This is a genomic window from Caulobacter sp. BE264, assembly GCF_031457805.1.
GTDB lineage: Bacteria > Pseudomonadota > Alphaproteobacteria > Caulobacterales > Caulobacteraceae > Caulobacter.
The window spans coordinates 270,184-289,198 of record NZ_JAVDXI010000006.1 but is presented as its reverse complement, the minus strand read 5'-3'; the positions used below and the strand labels follow the sequence as shown (position 1 = coordinate 289,198).

Genomic DNA, 19,015 nt, shown 5'->3' with positions numbered 1-19,015 from the left:
TGCTGGGGCGGCGCTGCTGATCTAGGAGCGTTCCCAGGCTGATTTGAGCAGTGCCTTCAGCGCCGTATCGACCTCAGCAGGCGCGGCCAGGACGAGCTTGGCCTTGAGGCGCTCGGACCAGCTCTCGTTGCGGGGCTCGGCGAGACGGGCCGAGGCGTCGGGCGTCAACGCAAGACCCAGGGCGACGCCGCCCCCCTTCAGCGGCTTGGCGGCTGCGAACTGGCTCTTGCGGGACCAGGCGGTGTAGCCCTTGCGTTGGCCGGTCACGACGTCGGGCAGGTCAGCGATCGCCGCCTCCAAAGCCTTTAGGACGGCGGCCGAGGCCGGGTCTGTCCATAGCGCCGCACGCAGGCCGTCCGCGTCGTCCCAGCCCATTTCAGACGGGAAGGCGACGCCAAAGATCGTCGCTGCGCGGTTTTGGCCGATGCCATAGGTCGCCTTCAGCCAGTCGTTGCGCGCCTTGGACCGGGTTTCAGGACATTCGCGCCGGACGATCTCGACCCATTGATCCAGGGTCTTCCCGGTCTCCCGCTCCAGATTGGCGCGGACCGAGGCGAACCATTTCTGTTGCTGCTCAGTCAGGCCCTGAGGCTTGCTGTCCATGGTTTGCGCGCCCCTTCGCGTTTGCTACGACCGTTCCGCACAGGGAGACGATCATGAGCCTCGACGGACGCTACGACACGGGCAACATCTTCGCCAAGATCATCCGCGGCGAGATCCCCAGCGTGAAGGTGTTCGAGGACGACAAGGTCCTGGCCTTCATGGACGTCTTCCCGCAGTCGCGCGGTCACGCCCTGGTGATCTCCAAGGTCAGCCAGGCGCGCAACCTCCTCGAGGTCGAGCCCGACGTGCTGGCCGACCTGATCGCCGCGACCCAGAAGCTGGCCAAGGCGACGGTGACGGCGCTCAAGCCTGACGGTGTGGTGGTGACCCAGTTCAACGGCGCGCCGGCGGGGCAGACAATCTTTCACCTGCACTTCCACGTCATCCCCCGCTACGAGGGCGAGGCGCTGGGGCGTCACGGCGAGGGCGGCATGGCCGATGTCGCCGAGCTGAAGGTCCTGGCGGACCGGATAAGCGCGGCGCTCTAGTCGAAAACAAAAGGCCCGGATCGCTCCGGGCCTTTCGCTTGAGGGCTTGTCGCGGTTCTATTCGGCCATCGCCGGTTCGGTCTCGTCGGCCTTGCCGGCCTTGGGCGCGGTCGAGGAGTCGATCTCGAAGTCGATCTTGCTGTCCTTGAGCACGACCTTGACGTGGCCGCCACGCACCAGACGTCCGAACAGGATGTCATCGGCCAGGGGCTTCTTGATGTGCTCCTGGATGACCCGAGCCAGCGGACGCGCGCCGTAGAGCTCGTCGAAGCCGTTTTTGGCCAGCCAGTCGGCCGCGTCGTCGGACAGTTCGATCGTGATGTTGCGGTCGGCCAGTTGGGCTTCCAGCTGCATGACGAATTTCTGCACGACCTGACGGATGATGTCGGCGCTCAGCGGCTTGAAGGCCACGACGGCGTCCAGGCGATTGCGGAACTCCGGCGTGAACAGGCGCTTGAGGGCGGCCTCTTCCTCGCCTTCGACCTTGGAGCGGCCAAAGCCGATCGAGTTACGCTGGGCGTCCGAGGCCCCCGCATTGGTGGTCATGATCAGGACAACGTTACGGAAGTCGACCTTCTTGCCGTTGCTGTCGGTGAGCGTGCCGTTGTCCATCACCTGCAGCAGGATGTTGTAGACATCCCCGTGCGCCTTCTCGATTTCGTCGAGCAGGACGACGGCGTGCGGGTGCTGGTCGACCGCGTCGGTCAGCTGACCGCCCTGGTCGAAGCCGACATAGCCGGGAGGGGCGCCGATCAGGCGGCTCACGGTGTGGCGCTCCATGTATTCCGACATGTCGAAGCGCAGCATCTCGATGCCCAGGGTCTGAGCCAACTGCTTGGCGGCTTCGGTCTTGCCAACGCCCGTCGGACCGCTGAACAGGTACGAGCCGATCGGCTTGTTCGGTTCGCGAAGACCGGCGCGAGCCAGCTTCATGGCGGCGGCCAGTTGGCTCAGCGCCTCGTCCTGGCCGAACACGGCGCGCTTCAGATCGCTTTCCAGCTCCTTCAGCGCCTCGGTGTCGGACTTGCTGACAGACTTGGGCGGAATGCGGGCGATCTTGGCGACGACGCTCTCGATCTCCTTCACGCCAATGGTCTTCTTGCGGCGGCTTTCCGGCAGCAGCATCTGCGAAGCTCCGGCCTCGTCGATCACGTCGATCGCCTTGTCCGGCAGCTTGCGGTCGGTGATGTACTTGGCCGACAGCTCCACGGCGACCTTCAGGGCGTCGTTGGTGTACTTCAGCTTGTGGAAGTCCTCGTAGTAGGTCTTCAGGCCCTTGAGGATCTTGATGGTGTCTTCCACGGTCGGTTCGTTCACGTCGATCTTCTGGAAGCGACGGACGAGCGCCCGATCCTTCTCGAAGTGCTGGCGGAACTCCTTGTAGGTGGTCGAACCCATGCAGCGCAGCGTGCCCGAGGCCAGGGCGGGCTTGAGCAGGTTGCTGGCGTCCATGGCCCCGCCGCTGGTCGCGCCGGCGCCGATCACCGTGTGGATCTCGTCGATGAACAGCACCGCGTTCGGGTGGTTTTCCAGCTCCTTGACGACCTGCTTGAGGCGTTCTTCGAAGTCGCCGCGATAGCGGGTGCCGGCCAGCAACGCGCCCATGTCGAGCGAGTAGATGGTGGCGCCTTCCAGGACCTCGGGGACCTGGTGGGTGACGATCTTTCGCGCCAGGCCCTCGGCGATGGCGGTCTTGCCGACGCCGGGATCGCCCACCAGCAGCGGGTTGTTCTTGGTGCGGCGGCACAGGATCTGGATCGCGCGTTCGACTTCGTTGGCGCGGCCGATCAGCGGGTCGACCTTGCCCTGGCGGGCCTTTTCGTTGAGGTCGACGCAATAGGCCTCCAACGCTTCGCCGCCGGTCTTGGTGCTCGACTTCTCGCCGTCCTCCTCGGTGGCGTTGGAGCCGGAGCTGGCGCCCTTGACGCTCTTGGGCTCGGAGGCGCCGGCCTTCTTGGCGATGCCGTGGGCGATGAAGTTCACCGCGTCATACCGCGTCATGTCCTGCTCCTGCAGGAAGTAGGCGGCATGGCTTTCACGTTCGGAGAAGATAGCGACCAGCACATTGGCGCCGGTCACTTCCTCGCGGCCGGACGATTGCACGTGGATCACCGCGCGCTGGATCACGCGCTGGAAGCCGGCGGTCGGCTTGGCGTCCTCGTCGTCGTCGACGACCAGGGAGGTGAGCTCGACGTCAAGATAGTTCGAAAGGCTCTTCTTCAGCGCGGCGAGATCGACATCGCACGCACGCATGACACCGGCGGCGTCATCGTCGTCGGTCAGGGAAAGCAGAAGGTGTTCCAGCGTCGCGTACTCGTGCTTACGCTGGTTGGCGTACGCAACGGCGCGATGCAGGGACTCTTCCAGGGGGCGCGAAAAAGAGGGCAACGGGGGAGGCTCCTCAGTCCTTTTCCATGGTGCACTGCAGGGGGTGCTGATGGCGTCGCGCCGAGTCGATGACTTGGGCGACCTTGGTTTCTGCGACTTCGTATGTGTAGACACCGCAGACACCGACACCGTTCTGGTGAACGTGCAGCATGATGCGAGTAGCGTCTTCACGCGACTTGTTAAAGAACCGCTCGAGCACGTAGACGACGAACTCCATGGGAGTGTAGTCGTCGTTGAGAATCAGAACTCGATAGAGCGAAGGCTTCTGTGTCTTCGGCTTCACTTCCGTGACGACCGACGACCCAGCGCCGTTGCTTTGTCCGCCTTGCTTCCGCTCGGCCATCGACTTGTTCTCTCCCGGCGGGCAAATCACCCGCCTGCCTGAATTAGATATGGAAACGCGGCGGCTTTGGAAGAGGCCGAAGCACCGCTGCGCCGCTTTAGCACAGGGGCGCCTCGGTTTTCGGCTTCACATTTGGGAGAGCGAAGGCCGCGCGCGAACGGTTCCACGGGTGGAATGCCGAGATGGTGGCCGAGGTCCCGTCACGCAAGTGGCGTCGTCATCGGCCTTTCAGCGCGCGACCGGTAATCACGGCGGCGGCGCCGAACTTGCCGCGCAGGGCGTCGATGGCCGTCTCACTCTTCAAGGCGCGCCGTTCCTCGTCGGCGAACATGTCCGCGCCGGCGGTGTCGGCGTCGACGAACTCCGTGAGGCCCGCGCCGATCAGGCGATAGGCCAGGCCCCGGGGCTCGGCCGCCAGCAGATCCCGGGCGACCTGGAAGAGCGTGCGGGCCGTCTGGGTCGGGACCGCCAGCGTGCGGCGGCGGGTATGAATCTTGAAGTCGGGGGTGCGCAATTTCAGCGTCGCCACGCGGCCGGCGACGCCTTCCTGGCGCGCCTGCTTGGCGACCTTTTCGCAGAGGGGCCAGAGCTCATCCTCGAGGTCTTCGCGCTTGTGCAGGTCGTCGTTGAAAGTGGTCTCGGCGCTGATCGTCTTGCGGGCCTGGTCGGGGTCGACAATGCGGCTGTCCTGCCCGTGGGCCAGGCGATGCAGCCGCATCCCCCCCGAGCCCAGGCGATTGGCCAGGAGCTTCAGGTCGGCGGCGGCGATGTCGCCGACGGTGCGCAGGCCGATCTCGGCCAGCGAGGCGACGGTGGCCGGTCCCACGCCCGGCAGGATGTTGACCGGCTTGTTGGCGAGAAAGCTCTGCGCCTCGGCCGCGCCGATGGCCGAAAAGCCGCGCGGCTTGTCTAGCTCCGAGGCGATCTTGGCCAGGAACTTGTTCGGGGCCAGGCCAACCGAGACCGTTAGACCGATGTCGCGCTCGATCTCGGCCTGCAGGCGCGCCAGCATCTGGGCGGGCGTCGCGCCGTGCAGGCGCTCAGTGCCGGTCAGGTCGATCCAGGCCTCGTCGAGGCTTAGCGGCTGGATCAGCGGGGTAAGCTTGTCGAGCTTCTCGTGGATGCGTCGGCTCTCTTCCTTGTACTTGGCGAAGTTCGGCTTGATCACCACGGCGTCGGGACACAGCTTCAGCGCCTTGAACATCGGCATCGCCGATTTCGCGCCGCTCATCCGCGCGATGTAGCAGGCGGTGGTGACGACCCCGCGCTTGCCGCCGCCGATAATCACCGGCAGGTCGCGCAACGACGGGTCATCGCGCTTCTCCACCGAGGCGTAGAACGCGTCGCAGTCCATGTGCGCGATGGACAGGGTCCCCAGCTCCTCATGAAACACAGTCCGCGGCGAGGCGCAGGACGGACAGCGCGAGACCTTGGTCTCGCCGGTCCATCCGCAATCGCGGCACAGGGACTTCATGACGATGCCTAGGCCTCGGGCGGCCAGAGCCAGACGGCGCCGCGCACCCCCGAGCTGTCGCCGTGGCGGGCCTTGCGCACGGGGGTATCGAAGACGTCCGAGAACACATGCGGTGCGATCGCGGCTGGGAGCCGATCATAGAGCGCGTCGACATTGGACATGCCGCCGCCAAGGACGATGACGTCGGGATCGATGAGATCGCAGACCACGGCGAGCGAGCGGGCCAGGCGGTCGACATAGCGATCCAGCGCGGCGCTGGCCTTCTCGTCGCCTTCGCCGATCGCCTGCATCGCCGCCTGTCCGTTTGCGAAGCCGGCGTCGCGGGCGAAGGCCGGGCCGGCGATCCAGGTCTCCAGGCAGCCCTTGCGGCCACACCAGCAGTCGGGACCGGGATATTCCTCGGGCTTGGGCCAGGGGAGGGGGGAGTGGCCCCATTCTCCGGCGATCCCGTTGTGGCCGTTGAGGATCTTGCCATCGACGACCACACCGCCGCCGCAGCCGGTGCCGATGATGGCGGCGAAGACGACGGAAGCGCCAGCGCCCGCGCCGTCGGCGGCTTCCGACAGGGCCAGGCAATTGGCGTCGTTGGCCAGGCGCACGGGGCGCGCCAGACGAGACTCAAGATCCTCACCGAACGGGCGGCCGTTCAGATAGGTGCTGTTGGCGTTGCGGATCAGGCCGGTGCGGGGTGAGATCGAGCCCGGAATCCCCAGGCCCAGCCGCGCGCAACTGCCGCCCGCCATCGACTCGGCGTCGGCGACCAGCGCGGCGACGACCTCCAAAGCGTCATCGTAGTTTCCTGGGTTTGGCTTGCGCACCCGGGCCACGAAGTCGCCGCCCGCATTGAGCGCGGCGACTTCGATCTTTGTTCCGCCAAAGTCGACGCCAAAGCGGATCATCGGAAAAGGCGCTCCTCGAGTGCGGTCTTGAGGGTGGGCCATTCGTCTATGCGAGCGTGGCGATCTGGAGCGGAGGGCGCGAACGGGCGCAGGCGCTCGTCGCTGACCATCTGGAAGCGCCCGACCTGCGGCGCGCTGTTGGCCACCGATTCCAGCTGCGGCAAAAGGTCATCGATGAAAACGACCGCACCGGTCGTGCGCGAGGCCAGCTCCGCCGCCGGCGGGCCCTTGGGGCCGCTGTTGATCACCAGCGGATAGTCGAAACCGTGCGTCTTCAACCACTTGGCGCGGGCGATGCGGCCATGTTCAGGCGCGTTGGTCAAAATCACCACCTCGGCGCGGGTCGACAGGTCGGCCAGGGCGTCGGCCGCTCCGTGCGCGGGGTCCAGGTCATCGGCCCCGTCACGGAAGAAGTCGTCGAACAGCGCCTTGCCGGCGATCATGTCCAGGTGTTCGGTTTCTCCCGGGCGATAGATGTTCTGGAACAGGGCGAAGCGATCGACGCGCAGCTCAAAGCCGTGACGGGCGACGAACGCGCCAAACCCCCGCATGAACTGGGCAAGCACCTCGTCGACATCGACGATGACCAGCGGTGCGGTGGGTGAGATGACGCAGGCCTGGAGGTCGGAGTAACGGGGTTCCATGATCTCGGATCGTTGGGGCTTAACGCGATTAGCGCGGGCTTAAGGATATCCGTGCGATCAGGTTCTGGAAGACGGCGCGAATCCCTAGGCGTCGCCACGTGACCGCAGGGTCGGGGTAAGGATGACGAAGAAGGTCCTCATCGTGGAGGATAACGAGCTGAACATGAAGCTCTTTCATGATCTGCTCGAAGCCCAGGGTTACGAAACCCTGCAGACCCGCGAGGGTCTGTCGGCGCTGTCCATTGCCCGCGAAAACAAGCCAGACCTGATTCTGATGGACATCCAGCTGCCCGAGATCTCGGGCCTGGAGGTCACCAAGTGGCTGAAGGAAGACGACGATCTGGCCCACATCCCTGTTGTGGCGGTGACCGCGTTCGCCATGAAGGGCGATGAGGAACGCATCCGCGAGGGCGGTTGCGAGGCCTATATCTCCAAGCCGATCTCGGTCGTGCACTTCCTCGACACCATCAAGCGTCTGCTGGAAAGGCAGCCTGCATGAGCGCGCGGATCCTCGTCGTCGACGACATCGAGGCCAATGTCCGCTTGCTCGAGGCCAAGCTGACGGCCGAGTACTATGAGGTTTCCACCGCCATGGACGGGCCGACGGCCCTGGCCATGGCCGCGCGCGATCTGCCCGACATCATCCTGCTGGACGTCATGATGCCCGGCATGGACGGCTTCACCGTCTGCCGCAAGCTCAAGGACGACCCCACGACCCGCCATATCCCGGTCGTGCTGATCACCGCGCTCGACGGGCGCGGCGACCGCATCCAGGGTCTGGAGTCGGGCGCCTCTGACTTTCTGACCAAGCCGATCGACGACGTCATGCTGTTCGCCCGCGTGCGCAGCCTTACCCGCTTCAAGCTGGTGATCGACGAGTTGCGCCAGCGCGAGGCCTCGGGCCGCCGCATGGGCGTGATCGCTGGCGCCGCCGCGCGCCTGGACGGCCTGGGCGGCCGAGTTCTGATCGTCGACGACAACGAGCGTCAGGCCCAGCGCGTCGCCGCTGAACTGGGCGTCGAGCATCGTCCGGTCGTCGAAAGCGATCCGGAGAAGGCCAAGATCAGCGCCGGCGGTCCGGTTGATCTGGTCATCGTCAACGCCGCCGCGAAGGGCTTCGACGGCTTGCGCTTCACCGCCGCGCTGCGGTCCGAGGAACGCACCCGCCAGTTGCCGGTGCTGGCCATGGTCGATCCGGATGATCGCGGCCGCATGGTCAAGGCGCTGGAGATCGGCGTGAACGACATCCTGTCGCGCCCGATCGATCCGCAGGAGCTTTCGGCCCGCGTCAAAACGCAGATTCAGCGCAAGCGTTACACCGACTACCTGCGCAATAACCTGGATCACTCGCTGGAGCTGGCCGTCACCGACCAGCTGACCGGCTTGCACAATCGCCGTTACATGACCGGTCAGCTCGACTCGCTGGTCAAGCGCGCGACCCTGGGCGGCGATCCGGTCTCGGCCCTTTTGATCGACATCGATTTCTTCAAGAAGATCAACGACACCTTCGGTCACGACGTCGGCGACGAAGTGTTGCGGGAGTTCGCCCTGCGCCTCGCGTCGAACGTTCGGGCGATCGATCTGCCCTGCCGCTATGGCGGGGAGGAGTTCGTGGTGATCATGCCCGACACGGCGCTTGCCGACGCCCTGCGGATCGCCGAGCGCATCCGCATGCATGTGTCGGGCTCGCCTTTCAAGGTGGCCCACGGCAAGGAAATGCTGAACGTCACCATCTCGATCGGCGTCTCTGCGACGGCCGGCGAGGGCGATACGCCCGAAGCCTTGCTCAAGCGTGCGGACGAGGGCGTCTACCAAGCCAAGGCCTCGGGCCGGAACGCCGTGGTCGGCAAGGCCGCCTGACCGCGGGCGCCATGCGCCCATTTCAACGCTGAAACGCTTCCGTCCTTGCACGGACGGCGGCTTCGGGCGAAATCGCTCGAATGAAGAAGATGCTTACCTGCGGCGTGATCGCCGCCGCCGTCTCCGTCGGCTTCGCGGCTCAGACCCGACCGGCTCAGGCCCAGTCGACCAAGCCTGCGCCCAAGCTGGTGGTCGTGATTTCGATCGACCAATTCAGCGCCAATCTCTACGCCCAGCACAGGCCTGAGTTCACCGGGGGGCTGAAGCAGCTGAGCGCGGGCATCGTCTACCCGAACGGCTACCAGTCGCACGCCTTCACCGAGACCTGCCCCGGTCACTCGACCCTACTGACGGGCAAGCATCCCAACAAGACGGGCATCAGCGCCAACGACTGGTACGACAAGACGACGGGCAAGACCGTCTATTGCCTGGCCGACCCGAGCGTCACTCTGGCCGACGATCCCCAGGGCAGGGCGGTTTCGCCGGCAAACATGGTCGCGACCACCTATGGCGATTGGCTGAAGGCGGTCTCGCCGCAAAGCCGCGTGTTCGGCGTTTCGGGCAAGGATCGCGGCGCGCTGACCATGTCGGGCCACGCCGCGGACGGCCAGTTCTGGTACCAGCCCGGCTTTGGCTTCACGACCTACGTGCCCCCGGGGCAGACCGCCGAGGCGCGCCTCAAGCCGGTCGCGGCGTTCAACGCCAAGCTGGCGGCGGACCTTAAGAAGCAGCCCTTCGTCTGGGACTACGCTCGCAGCCCGCTGGACAAGGTTACCGGCGGCGGCTCGGCCAAACGCTGCAAGGCGCTGGAAGCCGACTACGAGACCGGCGGTCGCAAGTGGCGCGCGGCGCTGCCCATACCGGCGGCGACCAGCGAGGCGGACAAGCGTCGCGATCTCTACGCCAGCCCCTATACCGATCAGGTCACCCTGGAACTGGCGACCGCCCTGCGCGAGGCCTACGGCCTGGGTGACGGCCCGCAGATCGACCTCCTGACCATCAGCCTGTCGGCGACCGATTTCATCGGTCACCGCTACGGGACCCGCGGTCCGGAAATGTGCGACCAGATCGCGCGCCTCGACGATCGGCTGGGCGTCTTCCTCAAGAGCCTGGAGAAGGTGAAGGGCGGCGTTCTGGTCGCGCTTAGCGCCGACCACGGCGGCGCCGACATGGCCGAGCGTCTGCATGACGAGGGCTATGACTACGAGCGCCTGATCGGTAGGCCCTGGATCGCCAAGCTCAACGCTACGGTTCGTGCGCAGCTGGGTCTGTCGTGGGATCCGCTGAACGCCGATGGCGGGGTGGATCAGATCTATGTCGTCGGACCCGACCGCAAGGCGGTGTCCGATGTCGAGCGCGCGCGCATCACCGCCGCCGCCTTGCCGCTGATCAACAGCGACCCAGCCGTCGCGGGCGCCTTTGACTCCAACGCCATCTTCACCCTCGACCCCGCGGCCGCCGACGCCTCGCCCGAGGAACTGTCGCTGGCCGAGCGCCTGCGCCGCAGCGCCTATCCTGGGCGGGTCGGCGACATCCTGGTGGCCTTCCGGCCCGATAGGGTGCCTGCGACCGCCGGGCCGACCTATGTGTCGACCCATGGCAGCCCCTGGGACTATGACCGCCGCGTGCCGATCCTGTTCTGGTGGAAAGGCGCGAGCCCGCACGAGCGCGTCCTGCCGCTCGACACGGTCGACATCGCCCCGACGCTCGCCGCCGTCACCGGCGTCAAGCCGCCGGCCGACATTGATGGCAAATGCCGCCCGTTAGTCTACGGCCAACGTTGCTAACGGCGGTTAGGGCGACTTTTTAAGCTCTCGCACACGCACGGGGCGCAACCTCCTGCATGCATCTTATGCGGGAGGGGTCGGTGAGGGCGAGACTTCGCGCGAGACGACGGTCTTTTCCGGCCGCTTGGCTGGCCTTGGCCTTGGTGGCCTGCGTGTCGTTGTTCTGGCTGGGCGCGCGCCTTGAGGGCGATCCATCCGGCGGCCTTTCGACAGCCGCTGTGCTGGCCGCATTCGTCGCGCTCTGCATCGGCCCCGTGGTGCTGGCGGTCACCGTGATCCGGGGCGGCTTTGCGTTCTTCCGCTGGTTCTGGTTCGGCCAGGGCCAGTAGTGCGGCCACAAAAGCAAAACGCCCGGCTATCGCTAGCCGGGCGTTTCGATGTCGTAGCGCTGAAAGCGATCTTACTTGATCTTGCCTTCGCGGAATTCGACGTGCTTGCGGATGACCGGGTCGTACTTCTTCAGCACCATCTTCTCGGTCTTGGTGCGGGCGTTCTTCTTGGTGACGTAGAAGAAGCCGGTGTCCGCCGTCGAGTTCAGGCGGATCTTGATGGAAGCCGGTTTGGCCATGGTCGAATCCCTGCGGTGGTCGCGCAGGTTCCCGCGCGTTGGAAATGAGAGGCGCGGAACATACTCATCGGCGGCTCAAAGTCAATTGCCGGCTGGACACCGCTTGTAAGGAAAATCCGCTGACCGCTCCTGGCCGTTCAGAGAGCCCTCAATCCGGGCCACCAGCGTGTCCTTGTCCGCCAGACGATAGAGAATCCGCTGGGGAAAATCATTCTTGGGATTTTCGAAGGTCGCCGTATTGGCCGCCAGATCCTTCAGGGTGAACGCCGTCTCGGCCTGGCCCGACGGAATCACCACGTAACGCAGCGCGCCGTCCTCGCCGGGCACGATGCGCATGAACTCGAATTCGCGCAGCTTGCCGTCGCGCACGCTGCGGCTCATGCCGATCATCGCCCCGCCGGCCGGGGCCAGCCACTGTTCCTCGATCTTCGTGCCGTTGGGGCGTAGCAGCGTCCAGCAGCCGCCCATGAAGGCCAGCTTGTCGATCTCGCTGGGCGCGGCCACGACGCTTAGAGCCATGAGGACGGCGATCATGCGAACCTCCCGATCAGCGACCCGGCGGCTAGAGGTGGGTCAGGTGACGCTTGCCGTTCAGGAAGCGCATGAACGGCGCGGGACGTCCAGTCTCGGCCAAGCGTTGACCGATCTCATGCACGACGAAGCGCGTGATGTTGGGCAGGTCCAGCGCCATCGCCTCCTGGAAATCGACCCAGGCGATCTCGTCCAACTCGCCGCAGTCAGGGCGACGGTCCAGCGATAGCAGCGACTCGGCCGAGGCCATGAAGAACCGGGCGTCGAAGCGGCGGGGGCGATAGGGCGGGGTGATGGCGCGGGCCACGAAGCTCAGCGGGGCTAGGTCGGGCAGGGCGCCTTGGGCCAGGAACGGCCGCCAGGGGCCAGCGCCGGGTCGCTCCGGCGCGGGCTTGGCCAGCAGGAGCCCGGTCTCCTCGAAGGTCTCGCGCACGGCCGCCAGCGCCAGGGCGCGGGCCAGGCGCGCGGGTTTGGGGTGGCGGGGTTCCAGCTCCAGGCGCATGGCCACCTCGCCGTCGAGCTCGGTGGCGCTAGGGGCGTCGTAGTCGGTCCGATCCACCCGTCCGCCGGGGAACACCCACTTGTCGGGCATGAAGGCGTGGCCGCGGTTCCGGCGGCCCATCAACAGGCGCGGCTGCGGGCCGTCGGTGCGGACGATGATCAAGGTGGCCGCATGCCGAGGCTTGAGCGCGACGCCAGTCTCGCGCGTCGCGCCGTCGTTGATGGTGTCGAATTTAGCGTCAATCGGCGGCAGGCTCATGCGCTCAAGGTTAGCCCCATCCGCGCGGCTGCATAGGGCGACGTAGCGTCAAGGCCGCTTGCGGCTTGACCCCCCGCGGCGACGCGTCCCAATCTCGCGCCGGTTTCCTGGAGGGGTGATGATGATCGGACGGATTTCGACGCTGGCGCTGCTGGCGGGTCTGGCGATGAGCGCGCCGGCGGTGGCTGCGCCGTCCGCCGCCAAGGTCGAGGCGGCCGCCAGGGCGGTCCAGCCCAAGGTCATCGCCTGGCGGCGCGATATCCACGAGAACCCCGAACTGGGCAACCAGGAGGTCCGCACCGCCGCCCTGATCGCCAAGGAACTGCGGGCGCTGGGCATCGAGGTGCGCGAGAACGTCGGCAAGACCGGCGTCGTGGGCGTCCTCAAGGGCGGCAAGCCCGGCAAGGTCGTGGCCCTGCGCGCCGACATGGACGCCCTGCCGGTCGAGGAAAAGACCGGCCTGCCGTTCGCCTCCAAGGTCAAGGCCACCTGGGAAGGGCGAACGGTGCCGGTGATGCACGCCTGCGGTCACGACACACACGTGGCCATGCTGCTGGGCGCGGCCACGGTGCTGGCCGGCATGAAGCAGGACATCCAGGGCACGGTGGTCTTCCTGTTCCAGCCCGCCGAGGAAGGTCCCCCGGCCGGCGAGGAGGGCGGCGCCAAGCTGATGATCCGCGACGGCGCGCTGGACAATCCCAAGGTCGACGCGGTGTTCGGCGTCCATATCGGTCCCGGCGATCCGCACGAGCTGAACTATCGCCCCGAAGGCTTCTACGCCTCGTCGGACCGCATCACGATCACCGTCAAGGGCCGCCAGACCCATGGCGCCCGTCCCTGGGCCGGGATCGACATGGCCAGCGTCGCCGCCGACATCATCCAGGCGACCAACCAGATCGCCGCCCGCCAGGTCGACGTCGGCGCCTCGCCATCGGTGCTGACCATCGCTACGATCAACATGGGCTTCCGCCAGAACATCATCCCCGAGGACCTGAAGATGGAGGGGACCATGCGGGCCTTCTCCAAGGCCCGCCGCGAGGACCTGATCGCCCGGATGCAGAAGTCCGTCGCCGCCATCGGCGATCGCTACGGCGCCAAGGCCGAGGTGGTGTTCACCCAGCCCTATCCGGTCACCTACAATGACCCGGCCCTGAGCAAGTGGGTGAAAGGAACCCTGGAAAAGGCCTCGCCCGGCAAGGTCGACGACAACGCCGCCCTGGTCACCGGCGCCGAGGACTTCTCGATGTACGCCGAGAAGGTCCCGGGCGTGTTCATCCAGCTGGGCGGTCGCAAGCCCGGCGTCCCGGCCGACACCGTTCCGGTCAACCACTCGCCCTATTTCGACGTCGACGAGGCCGTGTTCGAGACCGGCGTGAAGGCCCACGCCTTCATGGCGCTGGACTATCTGGCGAAGAAGTAGGGAGCTGCCCAAGTTCCTCCCCCGCGATGCGGGGGAGGTGGCCCAGAGGGCCGGAGGGGGCTAACGCGGCCGATATCCCGCTTGCCCCCTCAGTCGCTCCGCGACAGCTCCCCCGCATCGCGGGGGAGCATCTATCGAGCGCTTCGCGCCTCAAACCACGGCGTGATCCGCCGCAGGGCCTCTTCGACCTCCGGCGTCGAGACCGCGAAGCTGAAGCGGATGAAGCGCTTGCCCTCGACCGGGTCGAAGTCGACGCCGGGCGCGGTGGCCACGCCCGTGTCGCGCAGCAGGTCTTCGCAGAAGGCCAGCGAGTCGTCGGTCAGGTGGGCGATATTGGCCCAGATGTAGAAGGCGCCGTCGGGCGGGGCGATTTCCTTGAGGCCCAGGGCCGGCAGGGCGTCCAGCATCAACTGGCGATTGGCGCGATAGACGGCGATGTGGCCTTCCAGCTCGTCGATGCAGTCCATGGCCGCCAGGCCCGCATGCTGGGCCAGGGAGGGCGCGGTAAGGAACAGGTTGCCGACATAGGCCCGCGCCCGCTCCAGGTCCTCGCCCGGCGGCGTCAGCAGCCAGCCCAGCCGCCAGCCGGCCATGCTGAAGTACTTGCTGAAGCTGTTGACGATCAGCGCATCCGGCGCGAACTCCAGCATCGAGGGCGTGCGGCCGGTGTAGCTGAGCCCGTGATAGATCTCGTCGCTGATGATGCGGATGCCGCGCTCGCGGCAGATCTTGGCGATGGCTTCCAGTTCGGCGGGCTCGATGATGGTGCCGGTCGGGTTGGCCGGGCTGGCGACGATGACGCCGGCGGGAGCCGGATCGAGCGCGGCCAGGTGCTGGGCCGTAAGCTGGAAACGGTCTTCCGGCCCGCAGGCGATCTCGACCGGGTGAAGGTGAAGGGCCTTCAGCGTGTTGCGATAGGCGACATAGCCGGGCCGGGCCAGGGCGATGCGGTCACCCGGCTTGAACGTGCTCGATAGCGCTAGGACCAGCGCGGGCGAGGCGCCGCAGGTCAGGATGATCCGCTCCGGCTCGACAGTGACCCCATAAAGCGTCTGATAGCGCTGGGCGATCTTCTCGCGCAGCAGCGGGCTTTCCCAATAGCCCATGGCCTCGGCCTCGAGGATGTCATGCGCCTTGGCTAGCGCCTTGCTCGGCGCGCCCGTCGAGGGCTGGCCGAACTCCATATGGATGATCGAGCGCCCCTCCATCTTCAACTGGTGAGCCAGACGGCTGATGGCGATGGCGTGGAAGGGTTCGATCTCGGCGCGCATGGCGACTGCATAGCTAGGTTTGACGTCCCGCGCATCCCGGATGAGAAGAGGCTATGCTCGCGCTCATCCTTGCCGCCGCCCTCGCCCAGACCGCCCTGCCGCTGAACATCGGCGGCCGCGTCGCGTCCGCGCCCGACGGCGCTTATGACTTCGGCTGGCCCGGGGTCTATTTTGAGGGGCGTTTCACAGGCTCTTCGGTCGAAGTCGTCGTCGACACGGGCGGCGAGCACCTTGCCGTCAGCGTCGACGGCGTGCGCAAGGCCGAGCTGACCAAGTCGGGCCAGACCCGCCTGAAGCTGGATCGCCTGGGGCCGGGCGAACACGTCGTGCGACTGGACAAGCTGACCGAGAGCCAGTCGGGATCGTCGCGGTTCCAGGGCTTCTTTGTCGGCGAGGGGAGTGAGGCGCTGCCGGCGCCGTCGCGACCGCGCAGGATCGAGTTCATCGGGGACTCCCACACGGTGGGCTATGGCGTGCGCTCGACCAGCCGCGACTGCACCGAAAGCCAGGTTCACGAACTGACCGACACCAGCCTGGCCTTCGGACCGATCCTGGCCCGCCGGCTGGACGCGGATTACCGTATCGTCGCCTTCTCGGGGCGCGGCGTAGTGCGAAACTACAATGGCGTCGCCGCTGGACAGCCGCTACCGGCGCTGTTCCCGCGTCTGATCCCCGGACAGGAGCAGCCGCGAGTCGGCGCGGACGACACGTGGAGCCCGGACGTGCTGGTGATTGGCCTCGGCACCAATGACTTCTCGACGCCGCTGAACCCCGGCGAGCCCTGGGCCAACGAGGCGACCTTACGCCAGGATTATCGCGACCGCTACGTGGCCTTCATCCAGGCGCTGAAGGCCAGTCGCCCGAAGGCGCGCGTCTTCCTGATCGCCGGAGACACCTTCGCCGAAGACGTCGCCCAGGTCGCCGACCGTACCGGCGCCAAGGCCGTGCGGATCACCGACATGGACCGCGGCGCTTGCCACTGGCATCCGTCGGTGGCGGATCAGCGGATGATGGCCGACCGGCTCGAGGCGGCGATCGCGGCGAAGTAGTTCCTCCCCCGCATCGCGGGGGAGGTGGCCCAGAGGGCCGGAGGGGGCGAGCTGAATGGCGGCCGTGATGGCCCCCTCAGTCGCTTTGCGACAGCTCCCCCGCATTGCGGGGGAGCATCTAGTGTCTCTGGCCTCTACCGCCGCTTCCCCCGCCGGACGCCCTTCGGCAATCCGCCGCGCGGCTTCACCGCCGCCTGGCGCCGAGCGCCTAGCCTCGGCCGGGGCATTTTCGGGTCGGGCGGCAGCGGGTCGCTGAGCATCTCGAACAGCAGGCCGCCGGTGACGGGCGTCGCCTCGACCAGCTTGACCTCGACGCCCATGCCCAGCGGCCAACGCTTGCCGGTCCGCTCGCCGACCAGGGCGTGCATCTTGTCGTCGTGGACGAAGAATTCCTGGCCGAGGCTCGAGACCGGCACGAGGCCGTCCGCGCCGGTGTCGGCCAGCTTGATGAACAGGCCAAAGCGGGTGACGCCGGTGATCCGGCCCTCGAAGGTCGCGCCCACGCGGTCGGCCAGGAAGGCGGCGATATAGCGGTCGGTGGCGTCGCGTTCGGCGGCCATGGCCCGGCGCTCGGCGTGGGTGATGACCTCGGCGGTGTCCTTGATCTGGGCGATGTCCTGGTCGGTGAGACCGTCGGTTCCCAGGCCGAGCGCTCGGATCAGGCCCCGGTGCACGATCAGGTCGGCGTAGCGGCGGATCGGGCTGGTGAAGTGCGCGTACTTGGCCAGGTTCAGGCCGAAGTGACCGATGTTGTCGGCGCTGTAGTGGGCCTGCATCTGGGTGCGCAGGACCACCTCGTTGATGATCGCCGCGTTCGGGCTCTCGCGGGTCTCGTCTAGAAGCTTGTTGAACCGCGCGGTCTGCGGGGCCTCGCCCTTGCTCCAGCGGATGTCCAGGGTCTGCAGGAAGTCGGCGAGGTTCTGCACCTTCTCCAGGCTCGGCGTGTCGTGCACCCGGTAGATCAGGGGAGAGCGCTTGGCTTCCAGGCTCTCGGCGGCGCAGACATTGGCCTGCACCATCATCTCCTCGATCAGCTTGTGGGCTTCGAGGCTGGCGCGCTTGGTGATCGAGGTGATTTCGCCGTCACGGATGATGATCCGGCGTTCGTCACTTTCGATAGCGAGTGGCGAGCGGGCGTCGCGCCCGATCTTCATTGTCCGGTAGGCTTCCCACAGGGGCTTCAGGATCGGCTCCAGCAGCGGGCCGGCCTTGTCGTCGGGTTGCCCGTCGATCGCCGACTGGGCCTGCTCGTAGGAGAGCTTGGCGGCCGAGCGCATCAGACCGCGCACGAACCTGTGGCCCTTCTTGCGGCCCGACTTGTCGAACACCATCCGCACGGCCAGCGTGGCGCGGTTCTCAGCTTCACGCAGCGAGCACAGGCCGTTCGACAGGGTCTCGGGCAGCATCGGCTCGACGCGGTCGGGGAAATAGACGCTGTTGCCCTTCTCGCGGGCGTCGCGGTCCAGGGCCGAGGCCGGGCGCACATAGGCGGCCACATCGGCGATGGCGACCCAGACGACAAAGCCGCCCTTGTTGGTCTCGTCGTCGTCGGGATGGGCGTAGACGGCGTCGTCGTGGTCGCGGGCGTCCACCGGGTCGATGGTCACGAACGGCAGGTCGCGCAGGTCATCGCGCCCCGACAGGGTCGGCTCGACGGCGGCCTTGGCCTCGCGTTCGGCCTCTTCGGAGAAGCCGGTCGGGATGCCGTGGCTGTGGATGGCGATCAGCGAGGCGGCGCGGGGATCGTTCTCGGTCCCGACCACCTCCAGCACCTTGCCGGGCTTGGGACCGTAGCGGCCGCCGTGCGTGCCGACCTGGGCGACGACGAGGTCGCCGTCCTTGTACTCGTGGGCCACGCTGGGATCGAGGACCAGGCTTTCCTTGGACTTGCGATCCACCGGCTCGACCCGGACCTCGCGGCGGTGCTTGCGGATCACGCCCAGGATCTTGTGGGCGCTCTGGCCCAGCTTCTTGATCAGCTTGGCCTCGTACTCGCCGGTCTCCAGACGCTCGAAGCGGACCAGCAGGCGGTCCCCCAGGCCCGGCGCGCCGGCGGCGGCCTCGCCCTTGCCGGGCGCGAGGCGGACATTGGGCACGTCGTCGTCGGACTTGGTCAGCTTCACATAGAGCTCGCCGTCGCCGTCACGCTCGACCACGTCGGCCACGCCGACGGGGGGCAGGGAGCCGGCCTCCGCAAAGCCTTTGCGGCCGCGCTTGGCCAGCGCGCCTTGCGCTTCCAGCTCGCGGATCATCTCGCGCAGGGCCCGGCGGTCGGCGCCCTTGAGGCCAAAGTGCCGAGCGATGTCGGCCTTTCCGGTCTCGCCGGCGTCCCGCAGGAACGCCAGCAGCGTCTCGCGATCGGGCAGGCCGGCGGGCGGCTTGGGCTTGAAGGTCTTGGTCGGGCGAAGTTTGGCCATGTCCTGCCTTAACGCGTTCGGCGGACTTAGGGAAACGCGGTGGTGGGGGAGGCGGCCCATGAGCCGATCTCCCCGGCGACACTGACGTGCCGCCGGGGGGATCGGAATAAGAGAGCGCCTAGTACAGATCCTCGATCGACTTCGGCGCTTGGGGCTCGACCGGCTTGGTCTCGGCCACCGGCGCAGGCGCGGTCGGCGGCGCTTCTACCACCGGCGCGGGTGGCGGGGCTTCCTGCTCGACGGTTTCGACCTCGACAGCCTTGGGCTTGGGCTTTTCGACCGGCGGCGGCTCGTAGGCGAGCGCGGGAGCGGCGTCCTTGATCGGAACGCCCGAGGTCTCGGCCAGCGGCTGCTGGCTGGTCACGGCGCCGCCGCGATCCAGCTTCATCGCGTTGGTCAGGCCCATGGCGAAGCCGCCGATGCAGCACAGCACCAGGACCACGACCACGACCTGCAAAGGCAGGGGACGTTCCAAGGTCGTCATGGGCGAACTCTACTCCCGTCCCTCAGCCC

19 protein-coding genes and 1 pseudogene are annotated in these 19,015 nt (G+C 66.9%); 7 read left to right on the top strand and 13 right to left on the bottom strand.

Features of this window, described 5'->3' with window-relative positions; translation table 11 throughout:
• Positions 1-21 precede the first annotated feature (21 nt).
• Entirely contained in the window at positions 22-603 is a 582-nt protein-coding gene (locus J2X45_RS16170) for a DUF4287 domain-containing protein (protein WP_310216684.1), read from the bottom strand.
• Between the two features lie 53 nt (positions 604-656).
• On the opposite strand from J2X45_RS16170, the gene J2X45_RS16165 reads away from it, so the two are divergent.
• Positions 657-1,091 carry an HIT family protein gene (locus J2X45_RS16165; protein WP_310216681.1) on the top strand — a complete coding sequence of 145 codons (435 nt, stop codon included), beginning with the start codon at positions 657-659 and terminating at the stop codon, positions 1,089-1,091.
• 57 nt (positions 1,092-1,148) lie between these two features.
• Here the strand turns inward: J2X45_RS16165 and clpA are convergent, their stop codons facing one another.
• From clpA to J2X45_RS16135, 6 genes and pseudogenes are all read right to left on the bottom strand, one after another.
• Positions 1,149-3,479, bottom strand: a complete 2,331-nt coding sequence (clpA, locus tag J2X45_RS16160; protein WP_310216678.1) for an ATP-dependent Clp protease ATP-binding subunit ClpA — start codon at positions 3,477-3,479, stop codon at positions 1,149-1,151.
• Positions 3,480-3,492: 13 nt separating this feature from the next.
• A complete protein-coding gene (gene clpS, locus J2X45_RS16155) occupies positions 3,493-3,822 on the bottom strand; it encodes an ATP-dependent Clp protease adapter ClpS (protein WP_013079900.1) in 330 nt (109 codons plus the stop codon).
• A gap of 26 nt (positions 3,823-3,848) precedes the next feature.
• Positions 3,849-3,992: pseudogene (locus tag J2X45_RS16150) on the bottom strand (hypothetical protein); the annotation flags it as partial.
• Between the two features lie 47 nt (positions 3,993-4,039).
• On the bottom strand, positions 4,040-5,296 hold the full coding sequence (locus J2X45_RS16145) for a DNA polymerase IV (RefSeq protein ID WP_310216675.1): 1,257 nt from the start codon (positions 5,294-5,296) through the stop codon (positions 4,040-4,042).
• A gap of 8 nt (positions 5,297-5,304) precedes the next feature.
• Positions 5,305-6,195: an ROK family protein gene (locus tag J2X45_RS16140; RefSeq protein ID WP_310216672.1), complete on the bottom strand. Its 891-nt coding sequence runs from the start codon at positions 6,193-6,195 to the stop codon at positions 5,305-5,307.
• Positions 6,192-6,839 (bottom strand): hypothetical protein, encoded by a 648-nt coding sequence (locus J2X45_RS16135; protein WP_310216669.1) that lies wholly within the window; start codon positions 6,837-6,839, stop codon positions 6,192-6,194. Before J2X45_RS16135 ends, J2X45_RS16140 begins: the two co-directional genes overlap by 4 nt.
• Positions 6,840-6,960: 121 nt before the next feature.
• On the opposite strand from J2X45_RS16135, the gene divK reads away from it, so the two are divergent.
• The 4 genes from divK to J2X45_RS16115 all read left to right on the top strand — a co-directional run bounded on the left by divK (position 6,961) and on the right by J2X45_RS16115 (position 10,815).
• The gene (gene divK / locus J2X45_RS16130) at positions 6,961-7,338 is read left to right on the top strand and encodes a cell-cycle response regulator DivK (protein ID WP_096051803.1); all 378 of its coding nucleotides are present in this window, start codon (positions 6,961-6,963) and stop codon (positions 7,336-7,338) included.
• Entirely contained in the window at positions 7,335-8,699 is a 1,365-nt protein-coding gene (locus J2X45_RS16125) for a PleD family two-component system response regulator (protein WP_310216665.1), read from the top strand. Before divK ends, J2X45_RS16125 begins: the two co-directional genes overlap by 4 nt.
• A gap of 104 nt (positions 8,700-8,803) precedes the next feature.
• Complete coding sequence (locus J2X45_RS16120; protein ID WP_310216757.1) at positions 8,804-10,486, top strand: alkaline phosphatase family protein; 1,683 nt, start codon at positions 8,804-8,806, stop codon at positions 10,484-10,486.
• Positions 10,487-10,542: 56 nt separating this feature from the next.
• Positions 10,543-10,815: a hypothetical protein gene (locus J2X45_RS16115; protein WP_310216663.1), complete on the top strand. Its 273-nt coding sequence runs from the start codon at positions 10,543-10,545 to the stop codon at positions 10,813-10,815.
• Positions 10,816-10,886: 71 nt separating this feature from the next.
• Here the strand turns inward: J2X45_RS16115 and rpmG are convergent, their stop codons facing one another.
• The 3 genes from rpmG to J2X45_RS16100 form a co-directional block, all read right to left on the bottom strand.
• Complete coding sequence (gene rpmG / locus J2X45_RS16110) at positions 10,887-11,054, bottom strand: 50S ribosomal protein L33 (RefSeq protein ID WP_010920317.1); 168 nt, start codon at positions 11,052-11,054, stop codon at positions 10,887-10,889.
• 81 nt (positions 11,055-11,135) lie between these two features.
• Positions 11,136-11,588, bottom strand: a complete 453-nt coding sequence (locus J2X45_RS16105) for a DUF6265 family protein (RefSeq protein WP_310216660.1) — start codon at positions 11,586-11,588, stop codon at positions 11,136-11,138.
• 28 nt (positions 11,589-11,616) lie between these two features.
• Entirely contained in the window at positions 11,617-12,345 is a 729-nt protein-coding gene (locus J2X45_RS16100) for an NUDIX hydrolase (protein ID WP_310216658.1), read from the bottom strand.
• A gap of 121 nt (positions 12,346-12,466) precedes the next feature.
• On the opposite strand from J2X45_RS16100, the gene J2X45_RS16095 reads away from it, so the two are divergent.
• On the top strand, positions 12,467-13,765 hold the full coding sequence (locus J2X45_RS16095) for a M20 family metallopeptidase (RefSeq protein WP_310216655.1): 1,299 nt from the start codon (positions 12,467-12,469) through the stop codon (positions 13,763-13,765).
• 131 nt (positions 13,766-13,896) lie between these two features.
• Here the strand turns inward: J2X45_RS16095 and J2X45_RS16090 are convergent, their stop codons facing one another.
• Positions 13,897-15,036 carry an aminotransferase class I/II-fold pyridoxal phosphate-dependent enzyme gene (locus J2X45_RS16090; protein WP_310216653.1) on the bottom strand — a complete coding sequence of 380 codons (1,140 nt, stop codon included), beginning with the start codon at positions 15,034-15,036 and terminating at the stop codon, positions 13,897-13,899.
• 53 nt (positions 15,037-15,089) lie between these two features.
• Between J2X45_RS16090 and J2X45_RS16085 the strand changes: the two genes are divergently transcribed.
• Positions 15,090-16,085 carry an SGNH/GDSL hydrolase family protein gene (locus J2X45_RS16085; RefSeq protein WP_310216651.1) on the top strand — a complete coding sequence of 332 codons (996 nt, stop codon included), beginning with the start codon at positions 15,090-15,092 and terminating at the stop codon, positions 16,083-16,085.
• A gap of 134 nt (positions 16,086-16,219) precedes the next feature.
• On the opposite strand, the gene rnr is transcribed toward J2X45_RS16085, so the two are convergent.
• Positions 16,220-18,502, bottom strand: a complete 2,283-nt coding sequence (gene rnr, locus J2X45_RS16080) for a ribonuclease R (protein ID WP_310216648.1) — start codon at positions 18,500-18,502, stop codon at positions 16,220-16,222.
• A gap of 118 nt (positions 18,503-18,620) precedes the next feature.
• Positions 18,621-18,986 carry a hypothetical protein gene (locus J2X45_RS16075; protein WP_310216645.1) on the bottom strand — a complete coding sequence of 122 codons (366 nt, stop codon included), beginning with the start codon at positions 18,984-18,986 and terminating at the stop codon, positions 18,621-18,623.
• Positions 18,987-19,015 lie beyond the last annotated feature (29 nt).